General features: G+C 62.7%; 15 protein-coding genes. All 15 read left to right on the top strand.

What is annotated here, in order from left to right; translation table 11 throughout:
• Positions 1–49: 49 nt before the first annotated feature.
• Positions 50–331, top strand: coding sequence for a metal-sensing transcriptional repressor (locus HNR59_RS08655; protein ID WP_183828698.1), 282 nt, complete (start codon positions 50–52; stop codon positions 329–331).
• On the top strand, positions 331–1,644 hold the full coding sequence (locus tag HNR59_RS08650; protein WP_183828695.1) for an MFS transporter: 1,314 nt from the start codon (positions 331–333) through the stop codon (positions 1,642–1,644). Before HNR59_RS08655 ends, HNR59_RS08650 begins: the two co-directional genes overlap by 1 nt.
• Before the next feature lie 6 nt (positions 1,645–1,650).
• Positions 1,651–2,088, top strand: a complete 438-nt coding sequence (locus HNR59_RS08645) for a VTT domain-containing protein (protein ID WP_183828692.1) — start codon at positions 1,651–1,653, stop codon at positions 2,086–2,088.
• The gene (locus HNR59_RS08640) at positions 2,085–2,804 is read left to right on the top strand and encodes a HoxN/HupN/NixA family nickel/cobalt transporter (RefSeq protein ID WP_425488632.1); all 720 of its coding nucleotides are present in this window, start codon (positions 2,085–2,087) and stop codon (positions 2,802–2,804) included. The genes HNR59_RS08645 and HNR59_RS08640 overlap by 4 nt, the downstream gene beginning before the upstream one ends.
• A gap of 119 nt (positions 2,805–2,923) precedes the next feature.
• A complete protein-coding gene (locus HNR59_RS08635; protein ID WP_183828688.1) occupies positions 2,924–3,748 on the top strand; it encodes a chromate resistance protein ChrB domain-containing protein in 825 nt (274 codons plus the stop codon).
• A complete protein-coding gene (locus tag HNR59_RS08630; RefSeq protein WP_183828685.1) occupies positions 3,745–5,016 on the top strand; it encodes a chromate transporter in 1,272 nt (423 codons plus the stop codon). The genes HNR59_RS08635 and HNR59_RS08630 overlap by 4 nt, the downstream gene beginning before the upstream one ends.
• A 494-nt stretch (positions 5,017–5,510) precedes the next feature.
• Positions 5,511–6,041, top strand: coding sequence for an RNA polymerase sigma factor (locus HNR59_RS08625; RefSeq protein WP_183828683.1), 531 nt, complete (start codon positions 5,511–5,513; stop codon positions 6,039–6,041).
• A 102-nt stretch (positions 6,042–6,143) separates the two neighbouring features.
• On the top strand, positions 6,144–7,100 hold the full coding sequence (locus HNR59_RS08620) for a FecR family protein (protein WP_183828680.1): 957 nt from the start codon (positions 6,144–6,146) through the stop codon (positions 7,098–7,100).
• Positions 7,101–7,223: 123 nt separating this feature from the next.
• Positions 7,224–10,034, top strand: a complete 2,811-nt coding sequence (locus tag HNR59_RS08615; RefSeq protein ID WP_183828677.1) for a TonB-dependent receptor — start codon at positions 7,224–7,226, stop codon at positions 10,032–10,034.
• A gap of 74 nt (positions 10,035–10,108) precedes the next feature.
• Positions 10,109–10,720 carry a biliverdin-producing heme oxygenase gene (locus HNR59_RS08610; protein ID WP_183828674.1) on the top strand — a complete coding sequence of 204 codons (612 nt, stop codon included), beginning with the start codon at positions 10,109–10,111 and terminating at the stop codon, positions 10,718–10,720.
• 130 nt (positions 10,721–10,850) lie between these two features.
• A complete protein-coding gene (locus HNR59_RS08605) occupies positions 10,851–11,279 on the top strand; it encodes a YbaN family protein (protein ID WP_183828671.1) in 429 nt (142 codons plus the stop codon).
• Entirely contained in the window at positions 11,276–11,794 is a 519-nt protein-coding gene (locus HNR59_RS08600) for an RrF2 family transcriptional regulator (protein ID WP_183828669.1), read from the top strand. Before HNR59_RS08605 ends, HNR59_RS08600 begins: the two co-directional genes overlap by 4 nt.
• Before the next feature lie 266 nt (positions 11,795–12,060).
• Positions 12,061–12,990, top strand: a complete 930-nt coding sequence (locus HNR59_RS08595; protein ID WP_183828666.1) for a LysR family transcriptional regulator — start codon at positions 12,061–12,063, stop codon at positions 12,988–12,990.
• 1,287 nt (positions 12,991–14,277) lie between these two features.
• Positions 14,278–15,144 carry a phage integrase N-terminal domain-containing protein gene (locus HNR59_RS08590; RefSeq protein ID WP_183828663.1) on the top strand — a complete coding sequence of 289 codons (867 nt, stop codon included), beginning with the start codon at positions 14,278–14,280 and terminating at the stop codon, positions 15,142–15,144.
• Between the two features lie 275 nt (positions 15,145–15,419).
• Positions 15,420–16,130 (top strand): helix-turn-helix domain-containing protein, encoded by a 711-nt coding sequence (locus HNR59_RS08585; RefSeq protein WP_183828660.1) that lies wholly within the window; start codon positions 15,420–15,422, stop codon positions 16,128–16,130.
• The last annotated feature ends 345 nt before the right edge of the window (positions 16,131–16,475 follow it).

The raw sequence follows: 16,475 nt of genomic DNA, 5'->3' as shown, positions 1-16,475 counted from the left end.
ATTCCCGAAGTGGATTGTCCTATCCCCTCCAGGAGGATAGGACCGATCTATGGATCAGGCATCACACGTTCACAAAACACACTCGCAAATCGTCAAGAGATTGAGGCGAGCCGATGGCCATATACGCGGCGTCATCGAGATGATCGAGGCTGGCCGCCCCTGCCTCGATATCGCCCAGCAGCTCCATGCCGTCGAGAAGGCCATTGCACAGGCCAAGAAGACGCTCATTCAGGATCATCTCGATCATTGCCTTGAGGAGGTGGTTGGGCCGCTGGCGCGTGAGCGGCGGCGGTCAATCGACGAGTTCAAAGAGATTGCGAAGTACCTCTGATGCTGGCCGTCCTCTCCAACCGAACCTATCGCCACTTGTTCTCCGCCCAGGTGATCGCGCTGGTCGGCACGGGACTGCTGACCGTAGCACTCGGCCTACTTGCCTTTGACCTGGCGGGAGAGAATGCGGGTGCGGTGCTCGGGACTGCGCTCGCCATCAAGATGATCGCCTATGTCGGCGTCGCGCCGGTCGCGTCTGCGTTTACGGAACGGGTGCCGCGGAGGGCAATGCTGGTGGTGCTCGATCTCGTCCGCGCCGCGGTCGCAGTGTTTCTGCCCTTTGTCACCGAGGTATGGCAGGTCTACGTCCTGATCTTCCTGTTGCAGTCGGCCTCGGCCGCCTTCACGCCGACGTTCCAGGCGACCATTCCGGACATTCTTCCCGACGAGAAGGAATATACCCGCGCGCTGTCGCTCTCCCGGCTCGCGTATGACCTCGAAAGCGTCGTCAGCCCGATGTTAGCCGCTGCGCTCTTGACCGTCATTTCCTTTCATAGCCTGTTTGCGGGCACGGTTATCGGCTTCCTCGCCTCGGCCGCTCTCGTACTAACAGTGGCCCTGCCAAGCCCGAAGCCAACCAAACCGCGCGGTGTCTACGACCGCACCACGCGTGGCATCCGTATCTACCTCGCCACGCCACGCCTTAGAGGGCTCCTTGCGATCAACCTCGCGGTTGCTTCCGCAGGGGCATTGGTGATCGTGAACACTGTCGTCTACGTGCAGGCAGCGTTCGGGCTCGACCAGCAGGCGATGGCGGTCGCCCTTGGAGCGTTCGGTGGAGGCTCCATGCTCGCGGCGCTCACCTTGCCCCGCCTGCTGGAGGCTTTCCCTGACCGTGTGGCAATGCTTGGCGGCGCCGGATTGCTTGCGGTGGGCACGTTCGCCGCCGCGACCCTGCAATCCTACGAGTGGCTTTTGCCGCTCTGGTTCATGCTCGGGTTGGGTTACTCGATGGCGCAGACCCCTTCAGGCCGACTACTGCGGCGCTCGGCGCACGCCGAGGACCGCCCGGCGGTTTTCGCCGCGCAGTTCGCGCTCTCGCATGCCTGCTGGCTGCTCACTTATCCGCTCGCAGGATGGGCTGGGGCAACGCTAGGCCTACCTGCGACGGCGATGTTGCTCGCCTTGCTCGCGGCTGCCGCAATCGGCATTGCGCTGGTCGTCTGGCCCGCTGCAGATCCCGAGGAACTAGAACACAGCCATCATGACCTCCCGGCCGACCATCCGCACCTTTCTGAGGCTGGCGGACCGCACCGTCATGTGCATGCCTTTGTCATCGACGACCTGCATGTCGCCTGGCCCGGCCGGAGCTGACGGCGCGTGGAAGGACTCCTTGAGCTGTCTGGCCTGTTCGCCGTCGCCTTTCTAGCGGCCACGATCCTTCCCGCTCAATCGGAAGCGGTGCTGGTGGGGCTTCAGCTTGCTGGATACCCCATCGTCCCGCTGGTCGCCGTCGCAAGCGTCAGCAACACGCTCGGCGCGGTTGTTAACTGGGGGCTCGGACGCGGTGTCGAGCGTTTCCAGGAACACCGCTGGTTCCCGGTTTCCGCGTCTGCTCTGGATCGGGCGTCGGCCTGGTATGGCAAGTGGGGTCGATGGACTCTGTTGCTGTCGTGGCTGCCTGTCGGCGGTGACGCGCTCACCGTCGCGGCGGGAGTCCTTCGGGAGCCGTTCTGGAGCTTTCTCTTGCTGGTCGCCATCGCCAAGACGGCACGGTACATGGTGCTGGCGACGGCGACGGCGGAGCTGGCCGCATGATGTGGCTGTTCCAGGATCTCGTAGCGATCCAGCGCGAGATCTATCTCGCCTTTGCCGATCGCATCAAAGCGTTCGCCGAGTCGGGAGACTGGTCGCTGCTGGCAACCTATCTTCCCATGGGCGTTTTGTTCGGCGCCGTCCACGCGCTGACACCCGGCCATAGCAAGGCCGTGCTCGCGACCTATCTGACCGGATCGAGCGCGAGCGTGCCGCGCGGTCTGACGGTCTCCCTAGTGCTCTCCTTTGTCCATGTTGGCATGTCAGTCCTGATCGCGCTTCTGTCGCTGCCGCTCGTCTCCGTCACGCTCGGCAGCGTCGGTCGCGCGCCGCTTCTTGAGGACCTCAGCCGCGGGCTGCTCGGCGCCATAGGAGTCTGGATGCTATGGCAAGGCTTCCGCGGGACCGGCCACGTCCATGGCCACGGCTTGGCTGCAGGATTCGCAGCGGGGCTCATCCCATGCCCGCTGACCCTCTTCGTCATGACCTTCGCGATCTCGCGAGGCGTGCCCGAGGCGGGTGTCGCTTTCGCCGTGGTCATGATGGCGGGAGTGACGCTTGTGCTCGCCTCCGTAGCGCTCGCCGCGATTCTGTTCAGGCGCCAGCTCCTCCAGTTGTTGTCGTCGCGGCCTAAGCTTCTCGACCGAGTCACGCGTGCTATCCAGATTCTGGCGGGGCTCATTCTCGCGGCAGTCGCCCTTAATTCGCTCCTGGACTAGGAAGCTCTTGACACCGTGCCGCCCGTGGCGCGATGAATCTTTCATGGGGACTGCGGTCTCCCCATGAGGCTACGGCTCAAGCATCGCGTCCTGATCAATCCGGCAACGGAGGACGCGCCATGCCATCTCCCACAACAATTTCCATAGAAAAGCTCTCCCGTCTCTATGGCACGCCCGGCTGCCCGACGCTCGTAGACGTGCGGACGGACCAAGACTTCGCCGCCGCACCACGTCTTGTTCCCGGATCGGTCCGCAAATCCCATTCATCGGTTCCAGACTGGGCGGGCGACCTCGATGCTCGCCAGGCGATCGTCATATGCCAGCAAGGCAGGAAGCTCAGTGAGGGTGTGGCCGCTTGGCTGCGACATCACGGGATTGCGGCGGAAGCGTTGGAGGGCGGATACGAAGCTTGGGCGGCTGCGGCACTGCCCACGGTGCCCGAGGAGCGTATCCCGCCTCGTGACGCGCAAGGGCGCTCGGTCTGGGTCACACGGGCGCGACCAAAGATCGACCGCATCGCTTGTCCCTGGCTCATCCGCCGCTTTGTGGACCCGCATGCCGTGTTTCTGTTCGTCGCTCCACAGGAAGTGGAGGCCGTGGCCGAGCGGTTCGGCGCCGCTCCCTTCGACGTGGAGAACGTATTTTGGAGCCATCGCGGCGAGCTGTGCACCTTTGACGTGATGGTCGAAGAGTTCGGAATCGGCACAGAACCGCTGCTGCGGCTGGCGCGGATCGTCAGGGGAGCAGACACCGCCCGCCTGGACCTGGAGCCGGAAGCGTCGGGGCTCCTTGCCGCTTCTCTCGGCCTCTCGCGGATGTTCTCTGATGACCTCGAACAGCTCGACGCAGGATTAGCGCTATATGACGCTTTCTATCGATGGGCGCGCGATGCGACGGCCGAGACGCACAACTGGCCCTCCGCAAAAGCGGGAGGTGCAAGATGAACTCCTCTTCGACCTCTAACCAGATTCCTGCCGAGACCATCGCATCCGGCGGGGCGGCTGACCTGTCGCCACCAGCGCAGTCATCTTGGCAGATCTTCGTTCGTTTCCTCCGCTTCGGCCTGCTCGCCTGGGGCGGGCCCGTCGCTCAGATCGCAATGATACGCCGAGAGCTGGTCGACGAGGAGCGCTGGTTGTCGAGCGAGCGTTTCAACCGCCTGCTTGCCGTCTATCAGGTGCTGCCCGGACCAGAGGCGCATGAGCTCTGCGTCCATATCGGCATGTTGGCGGGAAAGCGCCTCGGTGGTCTCCTGGCTGGCCTGGGATTTATGCTGCCGGGCTTCATATTGATGTTCGCCCTGTCGTGGCTCTACTTCACCATCGACATCACTCAATCGGCGCTGGGGCCGATCTTCCTCGGCGTTCAGGTCGCGGTCATTGCCCTGATCGTCCGCGCGGTTCACCGGATCGGCGAACACGTCCTACTCGACAGATGGCTGTGGGGCATCGGCGCGGCGAGCGCGGTGGCGGCGCTGGTAGGTGCTAGCTTCTGGATCACCCTTCCGGCGGCCGGCATTTGTTACGTACTGGTGCAGCGGGGACAACCCGCAGTCGCGGCAATAGCATTGCTGGCGGCTGCTTTGATTGCCTACGCTGTTGGTCAAGAAAGTGGGATCCTGCCGCCCCTCTCGCCTGGCACGGCATCTGCGGAAGGAATGGCAGACCAGCCTTCGGTTTGGGGCCTGTTCCTCTCGGGCCTGAAGGCGGGGCTGCTGACTTTCGGCGGAGCTTACACGGTCATCCCGTTTCTGCGTGACGATGCGGTTGGCAGTGGCTGGATGACCGACGCCCAGTTCCTCGACGGCCTTGCGCTCTCGGGTATCCTTCCGGCTCCGCTCATCATCTTTTCTACCTTCGTCGGCTATTTCGGAGGTGGCCCGCTAGGGGCTGTCGCCATGACGGTCGGCATCTTCCTGCCCGCCTTTGGCTTTTCGCTGCTCTTTCATGAGCGGCTCGAGCAGGTCGTCGAGAATAGGACCTTGCATGGTTTCCTCGAAGGAGTCGCCGCAGGGGTGGTCGGTCTCATCGCGGCAACGACAGTGGAACTAGCGGTGACGCTTATACCGCGGCTGCCGTCTCTGCCCGCCGGCATGTTGATTTTCGCGCTGGCTCTCGCTGTGCTCTACCTCTGGAAGTCGAAGCTGAACATCGTCCTGGCGATACTCGTCGCCGGGGTACTGGGATGGCTCCTGTTCGGGATATACGGCTGAACGGCGGTTCAGATATGCGAGGGACGCAGTCCGCGAAAACGTTGGCCGCGCCAGAGAAGGTTCGACGTCAGACCCATCCCCTCCGCCAGAAATTCTCCATAAGTATCTGAAATTACACAAGAAAATAAACTCGTACGCAAGGCAGACATACGGTATGACATACATGTCGTGGGTGGCTTTCCGTCCACGTTGATGGCGCTCCGTGGACTGACGCCCCAAGCCGGCGTGGGTTCTGAGGGCCCGGGACAATCGATTCCATCAGTTCGGGCAGCCCTCTTGTCCGGTTCAAGGGCAGGTCCAACTCCCCGGCGTTGCAAGGACGTCGGAAAAGCGATATCCGCAAGACAGGTCGCCCCCACTCGCGTTCACCGCACGCGGGCTTTCTCTTGCATGTTGTTGCCTGCCATGAGCACGACCCTCGCCGGCATATTCCCGAACAACCGTAAATCCGGCAGGCGGAACGCCACGCCGAACAGAGAGCGGGACTGTCACACATGACGGATTTCGCCCTCCCGGAGAAAGGTGACGAGCCCCGGCGCTTGCTGGCGGAGGTCGTCGAGCGGTGCTACGCGGAATTGCGCAGCTATGCCCGCCTGAAGGTTGGCGACGACGGGATTGCCGAGGAGCTTGTTCAGGAAGCCTGCCTGCGGCTGGTGACTTCGGGCGGCGAGGTGCCGCGCAATCCTCGCGCCTTCCTCTACCGCGTGCTTTCCAACCTCGTCACGGATCATCACCGGCGAAGGGCGCGCTTCAACAAGAGCTTCATCCATTCGGACGCGCTGGATGCGGCAGATGACCGGCCGGATGCGGAACGACAGATCATTGCCCGTCAACGGCTGGCCATACTCGTGCGGGCGGTGGCGGAGCTTCCGCCCAGATGCCGGGAATGTTTCGTCCTGCGCCGCTTCGACGGGCTTTCGCACACGGAGATCGCGGATCGGATGAACATAACGCGAAGCGCCGTGGAAAAGCACCTGGCGGCAGCGACCGTTCATTGCGCCCGGCGCTTGAAGGCGCATGATTAGAGCGGCTGCGGACCTGCGGTTTTTGTCTACCCAAACGTCTTATGTGTCGGTCGGAGATGGTCGTCCTGTCCTTCCGGCACAGCGTGAGGCAAGCTGATATTCATGAAAGACCCGGACAGCAGAGATTCGCTCGAGGAAGCGGCCGAATGGTTCTTCCGGCAGGATGGAGGCTCTCTGTCCCCTGCGGAGGAGGCGCGGTTTCGGGCATGGCTTGCCGCTTCGGAGGAGCATCGCGCCGCCTATGCGGAAATCTCCGGCACATGGCATGAGATGGGAAGCGTCCCGGTTCCGGCTCGTCCGCTCCGGGCGCCGGCGCGGCGAGCCCGGACCGGCTTTTCCATGCCCGGCTTCAGGCCGCTCTCGGCCGCTCTCGCCGTCTGCCTGTTCCTGATAGGGGGCGCCTGGTATCTGGATGTCCCCACGCGGGTTCTGGCCGACAATTATGCGGCGGTGGGAGAGCTGGAGACCGTTACGCTGCCCGACGGCTCCGTTGCCGAATTGAACAGCGGCTCGGCGATCACGCTTGCCTACACCACCGGCGAGCGGCGGATAAGGCTGCTGAAAGGCGAAGCCATGTTCACGGTGAGCGCCGATGCCGGACGGCCCTTCATCGTGGAAGCCCTCGGCGGCGAGGCAAAGGCTCTCGGCACGGTCTATGGCGTTCGCGAAGACGCAGGGAGCGTGACGGTGACGGTGGTCGAGAGCCATGTCGCCGTCTCCGCCGGCACTGGTGGAGAGTCCGTGCGGCTCAATCCGGATGAGCGCGTCCGTTATGAAGGCGGGCATCTCGGCGCCGTCGAGCCGGTCGATACCGAGTCCGAAACCGCCTGGAGGCGGCGGAAGCTGATTTTCGTCGACCGCCCTCTCGGAGAGGTGGTCGACGAATTGAATCGCTACCACAGGGGCGTGATCCGGATCATCGACGGCTCCATACGCGCCAAGCGCATCAGCGGCGTGTTCGAGACCGGCGATATCATCGGCGTCATCGACGCGCTGGAAAAGTCCTTCGGCTTCAGGGACACGCGGCTGGGCGACTTCGTGATCCTGATCCACCGATAATTTTTTCGATTTCCTGATTTTTTTACTCCGGTTTTCTCCGGCGCGAACGTCTTAACCGGCGGAAGGGCTGGCCGATCGACTTGTTCGGCTCGTCCGGTTGACGCATGGGGACAGGGTATCGAGATGAATTCCAGCATTGTATCGCAGCGCCTTTCCGCGCGAGGCTTTTCCGCGTTCCTGATGGCGACGGTTTCCCTGGCGGTCTTGCTGCCCGCCGGCGCCCAGGTGGCGTCGGCGCAGGAGCGCGCGGCAGCCGTTCGCTACGCCATTCCGGCCGGACCGCTACCCCAGGCGCTCAACCGCTTCGCGGATACCTCGGGTCTCCAGCTCGTCTACGACGCCGCGGCAACGCGCTCGTTGCGCACAGGCGGCTTCAACGGAGCGGGGACGACCGCTGATGTCCTGTCGCGTCTGCTCGCCGGAACGGGCCTGTCCTACAGCTTCACCAACGCGAACACGGTGACGATCACCGACCGGGTTTCCGCCGCCCATGATGCGCCGGTAGATGCCGATGGTTCGCTGGTGTTGGATACGATCACGATCAGCGGCGGCGGCGGCGCGTTCTCGCCGGACACGCCCTACGAGACGGCAGGTTCGAGCAACTACATTTCGCAGGAACAGATCGAACGGTTCCGGGGAACATCGGTTGGCGACATGCTGTCCGGCACGCCGGGCGTGCTCAACGCCGACAACCGCCTTGGTGGTGGTGCTCTCGACGTGAACATTCGGGGCATGCAGGGACAGGGGCGCGTGCCGGTCAGCGTCGATGGCGCGATACAGGAAACGACCGTCTATCGCGGCTACGCCGGCATTGCGGGCCGTTCCTATGTCGACCCGGATTTCATAGGCAGCGCGATGGTCGAGAAGGGGCCGAGTTCCGCGGCGGACGGGGCTGGCGTGGTCGGCGGCATCGTTCGCATGAATACCATCGGTGTTGACGACATCCTACTGCCCGGCAAGAGCTTTGGCGTGCGGTTCAAGGGCGGATTCAACTCAAACAGTTCTTCCGTGCCGCCGATCGACACTGTAGGCGGTCTGCGCGGTGCCGGCACTTATCCCAATAATGCGCTTCCTTCTTCCTTCGGTGGACCGGAAGGAATGGACAGGCCGGGATTTCTGGAACCAACCGGAGGCAGCGGCAGCGTGGCAGCCGGCTTCAGGTCGGAATATATCGATCTCGTTGCGGCCTATGCTCGCCGCAAGAATGGCAATTATCATGCGGGAACGAGAGGCGATGGAATTCCAAGCCCCGTGATAAAGCCGGCAGAAATCTGGAATGGGACTGAATGGGTCAATGAATCCCCGACCCACAGCGCAATGACATTCGAAGGCCTGAATCGCTATCGGGCGGGCGAAGAAGTATTGAACACTTCACAAGACAATAAGTCTGTCCTCCTTAAAGGTACGATCCGTCTCCCATACGATCAGCAGATAGATTTGGGCTACATGCGATATGAGAGCGACTATGGCGAGATGATGCCGTCGCAGGTCGCGCGCGGAGACGGCGCTTATCAGGCGCTGCTCAACAGCGTTACCATGGACACCTATACTGCGAAATATAAATGGAATCCGTCGGATAGCGACCTGATCAATCTGAAAACTGGTCTATGGATGACCGACGTCGATATGACGGTGCCGAACCAGGCATACGGAAGGGGCAACGATGCGACTTATGTGAACTATGGCGACACCGCTAACAAGAGATGGGGGTTCAACGTCGAAAACACCTCCGTTTTTGACACAAGTTTTGGCGCGGTCTCGCTGACATATGGTGGCTCCTACACCCATGAGGACATAAAGCCGGGAGAGGGAGCGCGGCTCAATTACGGCAGTTCCGGGAACCGCCGCGAAGTGAGCCTGTTTACTTCCGGCGAATGGAAGCCTGCGGACTGGCTTACGCTCAACGCGTCTCTTCGTTATTCTGATTTTAAGTCCAACGACACTCAATTGCAGCAAAGAAACGTTTCTTATTACACGATTTCAGACGGGAATGGTGGAACAACCGAGATCAGTGCTCTTGAGTGGAGTACGTTGCCGGACCCCCGCCCTGATATAATCAGAATAAGGCGCGAACAATTGTGGGAGCGTGATGATAAAAGCTTCAATGGTGATGGACTCGCGCCCATAATAAGCGCAACGGTCGAGCCTTGGGACGGCATCCAGTTCTATGGCAAATATGCCGAGGCAATACGGCTTCCGAGCCTGTTCGAGACGACGCGCAGCTTTTCGACTAGGCCTACCGCGTTCGGTCTGGAGCCGGAGCATGCCAAGACTTGGGAGGTCGGCCTCAACGTGCTTCGCGACGATGTATTCATGGGAGGGGATAGGCTTCGGTTCAAGGCAAACTATTTCAACAACAATGTCGATAATTACATAACACGTACGAACACGCCTGAAGCAAACCTGATAACTGTCAATATCGACAAAGCTGAACTGCGCGGTTTCGAGATTTCAGCTTCCTATGACATGGGAAGATTCTTCGGAGACCTGGCCTATACCCAGTATACACACACAAATTTTTGCGTGAAACCGGGGCAGATATCTGGCTTGATGCTCACCGAGCTTTGTTACGCAAGCGGTATCGACTCTAGTTATATCATCAACCAGCTTCCACCGAAGAACAGTCTGTCGCTCACGCTCGGCACTCGTGCTTTCGATGAAAAGCTGACCGTTGGAGGCCGAGTGACCTATATCGGCAAGAGGCCAACCGGTAACATCGGTGGCGCCTATACGGTCGAAAGTACGGTCTCACAAATCGACTGGAAGCCTTACACGCTCGTCGACCTTTTCGCGAGCTACAAGGTCAACGATCAGTTCGAGATCGATGCGGCGATCGATAATGTCACCGATGTCTATTATATGGACGCGCTTACGCTCGGCCTGATGCCTTCGCCCGGCCGCACCTTCCGCCTCAACATGACAGCGAAGTTCTGACGCTCGTGTTTCATAGGGCGGGCGTTGGTCCGCCCTGACCTGTTTTCCATGTCCATTCCCACGAGGCCGTATCTATGAATGAAGCTGTCATTCTTGACAATCCTCCTGCCTTGTCCCGCTCCAAGCGGCTGAAGGCTGCAGCACACGACACCCATGATCGTCTGGACAAGGCGATCATGGCGGGTGAACCGTTTACGAGCCGCAAGCGATATGGGCTGTTCGTGCAGGTGCAGCATGCCTTCCACCGCGACATCGACGCGCTCTATGACGACCCGGAACTGGACGCGCTGCTGCCCGATCTTGCCGGACGGCGACGCCTGCCGCAGATCAAGCAGGATCTCGTCGATCTCGGCATGGGAACGCTGGCTTTCGATGCGCCGCCAGTGTTCACACCCGGCGCTGTCTTCGATCTGCCGAACGCGCTCGGCTGGCTCTATGTCGCGGAAGGCTCGAACATGGGCGCGGCCTTCCTGCTCAAATGGGCGAAGGAGACGCTCGGCCTTTCGGAAGATTTCGGCGCGCGGCACCTGGCCGGCGCGCCTGAAGGGCGCGGCCTGCATTGGCGCACCTTCACTGCCGCACTCGACGAGATCGCGCTGTCGGAGGCGGAAGAGGCCCGCGTCGTCGCCGGCGCGCAGGCCGCCTTCCGCCAGGTGCATGGTCTGGTCGACGCGGTGTTTGGATGACCATTCCGCTCTTTCACTACTCCTCCGCACCGGCCGCCGCGTCCCTGCCTTGCAACCCCGCGCCGGAGCCTGTGTGCCTCATGGGCCACGGCTTCCTGCGCTGTCTCAAGACGCGGCTGCTCGAACGAGAATGATGGGGCTGGCGGACGACAACCGGCGGCTTGCCGGCCGACGCTTCGCCAGCGAACTTCGCCGGAGCTGGTTCTTCGCCGCCGGCGTCGTCATGCTGGCGCTCGGCGTGATCGGTGCGTTCCTCCCCGTCATGCCGACGACGATCTTCCTGATCCTTGCTGCATGGTGCTTCGGCCGGTCCTCGCCACGGCTCGAGGCCCGGCTGCTCGATCATCCTCGCTTCGGCCCCGTCATTCGCGACTGGCGCGAATACGGCACGATACCGCGCCGGGCGAAGTGCATGGCCTGCTCGGGCATGGCGCTCGGCTACGGCCTGTTCTGGATCGGAGCCCGGCCGTCATTTTCGCTGGCGATGCTTGTCGCAGCCCCGATGCTCCTCTGCGCTGCGTGGATGGTGATGCGGCCCGAAGGAGGACGGCGACCATGAGGATGACGCGGCAGGCGGAGATCGCCATCGACGTGCTGGTGCTATGCGCGCTCAAGGCCGGTTCCACCACTCCGGTCACGACGCAGATCGCCGCCGACCATGCCGGAACCACGAAGAACCATGCCGCGCAGGTCGTCGCCAGGCTGTCGCGCAACTTCTATCTCGTCAGCGAGCGCGGCCGTGCGGGCGGCCTGCGGCTGGGGCGGCCGGCTGACGAGATCAATATCGGCGCGGTGCTGCGGCTCACCGACCCCGTCATCGGCGGGGTGCTCGGCCAAGACACGGCCACGCCCGCGTTCAGCGCGCTGCGCCGCGCGGCGTGGGAGACCTATCTCTCCACCTTCGACGGCTTCACCATCGCCGATCTCGTCATTCACCCGAAGCATAGCCGGACGAATTGCCTCGACTGCGACCTCACCCGATTGGTCCGGCATGGACGAACCATGTCGCGGCTGCACGACCATGTCGGTTGCCGTACGCCGTTTTCCGGACCCGACGCCGGCGCCACAGCCTGATCGCCATAGCGCCAGATACCGAGAAGAAGAGCGTACCCATGTTCCTTTCCGTCTTGTCCCGACCGCTTCGCAGCACGCGCACCGGCGCGGGGACGGGGGACGCGCGGCGGCGCAGGCGTCAACAAGACAGTCACCGCTCCGGTCCGGTTCAGCGTGAGGTGAGCCAGCGGGAAGCAACGGAGGAACAGCACCCGGAGGCGGTTGGGGGATCAAGAGGCGAAGCGCGCTGGCGTGAGCATGGTCATCGGCAAGGGAGGATAGTCCTGATGAAACTGCGTCTCCTGAGATACTTCGTCGTCGTGGCCGAGGAAAAGAGCTTCGTGAAGGCGGCGGTCAGGCTGCGTGTCGACCCCACACCCCTGTCACGCGCAATCCGGGATCTGGAGCACGACATCGGCGTCGATCTGCTCGCTCGCGCCAAGGGCAGGGTCAGGCTCACCCCGGCGGGCCAGGCGTTCCGCGAGTCCTGCCTGCGCCTGCTCGCCCTCTACGACGAGGCGAGGAAGCATGCCCATTCGGTCGCGAACGGCAGCAGGGAGCGCCTGCGTATCGGCATCGCCGATCAGCTGGCGCAGCCGAACCTGATGCGGTTGCTCGCGATGTCCCGGGAGGAAGAGCCCGCGACGGGGATCGGCATCCTCTGGATGACGGCCGGCGACCTGCTACCCGCCCTCGATCACGACCTGATCGACGCCGGCGTCACCGTTGACGGCGATGTCGTGTCGAGCTTCATCAAAGAGCCGATCTGGTCGGAACGCCCGATCGCCGCCATTCCGAGGCATCATCCGCTTCTTTCTCTCGAAAGGGTGTCTATAGCCGACGTGCTGCGCTATCCGTTGGTGCTGTGCCATCCCGAGCAATGCGCCGGGGGCTACAAGCTGTTCATGAAGTCGCTCTACATCAGCGGACTGCCGCCGCCGATCGTCGCCGAATATGTCCTGGGGCATGAGTCTATGATGATGCTGGTGGGAGCCGGATACGGCATCGGGTTCGGGCTCGAGACGCAGGCGGCGACCTACAACTACCCCGACATCATCATCCGGCCGGTCACGGACGAGCTCGCGACCGCAAGGACGTTCATCGTGACCAACAAGGCCCGGGACAGTCACGAACTGCAACGCTTCATCGAACGGGCCAGGCGCATCGGCAGGGCAGCCGAACCGGAAGGCGATGACGCCGCGTCGGTCGAGAACTGACCGGACGGGGGGCGAGGATGCGCCGCTCCAGACTCGTGTTGCGTGGCGCCGGTGATTCGCTCCAGGCGTGGTCTTGCTGCCGCAGCGGTTCGCGGTTCTGGCCCGATTGTTGCCGCATTTTGCCATTCGGCCAACGTCCCGAGAGACCCGTCGCCGCGCTTGCTCGGGTTCTCACGAACCTGCCGCGACGGCCATCCTGATCGGCTGCTGCAATTGTCGGCCGTTTCGGCGGCAGACCCCGCCAGCTTTCGATGGACGCTGCCGCAGCCCGTATATCTTGCTCGCGCCGTCACTGGGGTTCCGCAGTGACGTGGCGGGCAACTGCCGCAACGGCAAGGCGTGGAGCATGATCCAATAATTTGATGGGCTCATGTCGATGGGGGTGGTAGGGTAATTTTGTACTGAGACTGGTGCAGCGCAGTCGTGCCGTAGGCACATATTCTGCTGCAAGGCCGTATCCAGTCGGCCATTCCCAGGCGCGCTCCGGCTCCCTCGCGCGCGTCGGCCCTGCCAACAGGGTGGAGCCATACTTGTCATAGCCGGGCGTCCGTCAGAACGGAGGCTGGCATCTTTTCCCGAGCCTCGCTGCAAATGCGGGGTAGCTTGTTTGCAGCCGCGCATTTTTGTGCGGCCACTCCCACCAGCCGTAGGTTGTTTGCCTGCGGCAGTGCGTGCGTATGCCCAGGTCGCTGCGGCAGTACGCATCTTCTCTCTCTTCCCTGCGGCAGCGGTCACCTGCCGCCCGTTTCCTTTCATCGACCTGGCAGGCCCTCGCGCTCCGCGGGTTTTTCCTGTTCCAGCGACCGCCAGCACTTCGCCAGTGGCCGCTTGCCGGCTGTCGGCCTGCGGCAACGCCTGCCCGTCTTCATCGTCCCGGTCCCGCCTTAGGGCAGGGCTGCTTTTTGCCGTCTGCCTTTCGGCAAGCCGTCAGCTTCCACTCGACCATCATCGGAGATCTACCCATGCACGCCAACACCATTCCTTCGCTTTCAGCATCCCGCTGCGGCAGAACACCAACGCAGCACCCGCCATGACGCGGCTTTTTCGATCCTTGCGTCCCGATCATCGCCGCGCGGTCTTCCCCGCGCCCCCTTCCGTCTGGCCTTCCCGCAGGAAGCAGGACGGACGCCTCATTCGAGGCATCAGGTGATCGAGCGCATCTGGCCCCTGGGCCCCTACGGGGCATCCCGCGTCTCGCGGCGATGGCATGAACACTGACCCAACGCACTCCGCTCGCAACGACAAGACCGACACCATTCGAGGCTCGATGAAGCCGGAGGAAGAACCATGGACGACCTGACCTATGACCTGAAGCAGCTCTGCCGTCGCAACAAGGACGGCGGCGCCATGACCCAAGCCCAGCGGATGCACTCGCTGGCGTCGATCGCCCGGCAGTTGAAGGAGATGGGCTTCTGCAATATGCGCGCCACATCGCTTAAGGGAACGCATGTCGATGCGCTGCTGGAACGCTGGCAGGCCGAGAAACTGTCTGTCGGCACGATCAAGAACAGGCTGTCGCATCTGCGCTATTGGGCACAGAAGATCAGCAAGGCCGGAATCATTCCCGCCGACAACGCCAAGCTCGGCATCCCGCAGCGCCAGTATGCCGGCAGCGGCAGCAAAGCGCGCGATCTTGACGGCGCTCGCCTCGACCGTGTCACCGACGCGCATGTCCACATGAGCCTACGCTTGCAGCAGGCGTTCGGCCTGCGGCGGGAGGAGTCGATCAAATTCCAGCCGGCCTATGCCGATCGCGGCGACCACATCGCGCTGAAAGGATCGTGGTGCAAGGGCGGCCGGGAACGGACGGTGCCGATCACCACGGCAGAGCAGCGCGCTGTTCTGGGTCAAGCCCATGCCCTTGCCGGTTCCGGCTCGCTGATCCCGGCGCACAAGAGCTACATCCAGCAGCGCCATGTCTATGACGGCCAATGCAAGGCAGCCAGCCTCAGCGCCATGCACGGGCTCCGGCACGCCTATGCGCAAACCCGCTACGAGGCGCTGACCGGCTGGAAACCGCCGGCCGCAGGCGGCCCCGCCGTTAGGGAACTGTCGCCGGAACAGTGCGCTGTCGACGCCGAAGCGCGGCAGCAGATCAGCCGGGAACTGGGGCACGAGCGCATCCAGGTTACGTCCGTCTATCTCGGCCGATGAATGAAGCGCCCGGCGCAGGCCGAACGATCGGGCCAATCCATCAGGAAGTCGCGGGGGTTCGTTGAAACAGAGGTAAGGACATAGAGAAAAACCTCTCCTCGCGCCAACGAGAAGAGGTTTCCGGGAAGTCAGATGCCGGCTCTTTGGAAGCCAACCCAAACAGCTTCCGAAAATAGCCGAGTGTCACCGAACCTGCAAGAGACGCCTCTCGCGGGAACGGCGGAGCTTTGCCTGCTGCCCGGCTGTGCCTGCCTGAACGGAAGGTTGAAGGACCCATGTTCGAGCAGATTGGGACGGTGCTCGCGAGAACACTGAGCAACCAACGGGCGCGTGTGCCCGTGCGAGGAGACAGCTACGAGCGCGGCCGGTGCGAAGGCGCGTTCTGGAAAGCGACCAGCCGGCAGGAGGTCCGGCTCATCCTGTTTGCCGCAAAACGCTACGAGCTGAACATGCGCCGCAAGGGCCGGCGCTGCGGCCCGCTCGGCTCGGTGGCGATCGAGGTGCTGGAATATCTCGCCAATCTCGTCGACTTCAGGACTGGCCGGTTGGAGCCGTCGATCGACACGCTGATGCGTCGGCTGAAACGATCACGCGATGCGATCGTGCGGGCGCTGAGGAACCTACGGGCGCATGGCTTCCTCGACTGGCTCAGACGCTACACGCCGACAGGCAACGAAGGACGCGGCCCTCAGGTGCGGCAGGCCAGCAACGCCTATCGCCTGTCGCTTCCCGAACGCGCGAGGCAGTTTCTCGGCAGATGGGGTCGTCCCCAGCCGCTTCCTGAGGACTGCGAGCACGCGCAGGAGGTTCGTGCGGCAGAGTTGGAGCAGCATGACAAATCGCTCTCTCGCGAGGGCCCGGACCTGTCTGTGATCGAGGACGAAGGTTTGAGACAAAGCCTCACCCTCCTTGGAAACAATGTCAAACGCGAGTCCGCCAAACGAGCGGAATCCAAATCTCATTATAATAAACCTGCGCCGGATTGAACGGCGATCGCTGTCGCAGCCTCCGGCACGAGGCATGAGGCGGCTCCGGCCCGTGTGAAGCCAGCCGTCAGACATCCCATGCAGCTCCGAACCGCGACATCCATGTCCGCGGTAGTCGACGCATGGGTTGCCGCGCTGGATGCTGCCGGCGTCGCGCAACCGAACGCGGCGGCCGGTCGGCTCACGTCAGCCCGCCCCGCTCGATGATGCAGCCCCGTCGGATTTGAGCCTGATGCAGCATAAGTGCTTTCTGGTTGCCGGAGCCGGTACGTAAACGGCAAAAGGCACAAGGGCGGAAATGGCTCGAAAGGAATGGGTCAAGGGAACGGGATCAAGGGACAAAGG

This window comes from Aquamicrobium lusatiense (assembly GCF_014201615.1).
Taxonomy (GTDB): Bacteria; Pseudomonadota; Alphaproteobacteria; order Rhizobiales; family Rhizobiaceae; genus Mesorhizobium; species Mesorhizobium lusatiense.
The sequence above is the reverse complement of the archived record's forward strand: the minus strand, read 5'-3'. Positions and strand labels throughout refer to the sequence as shown.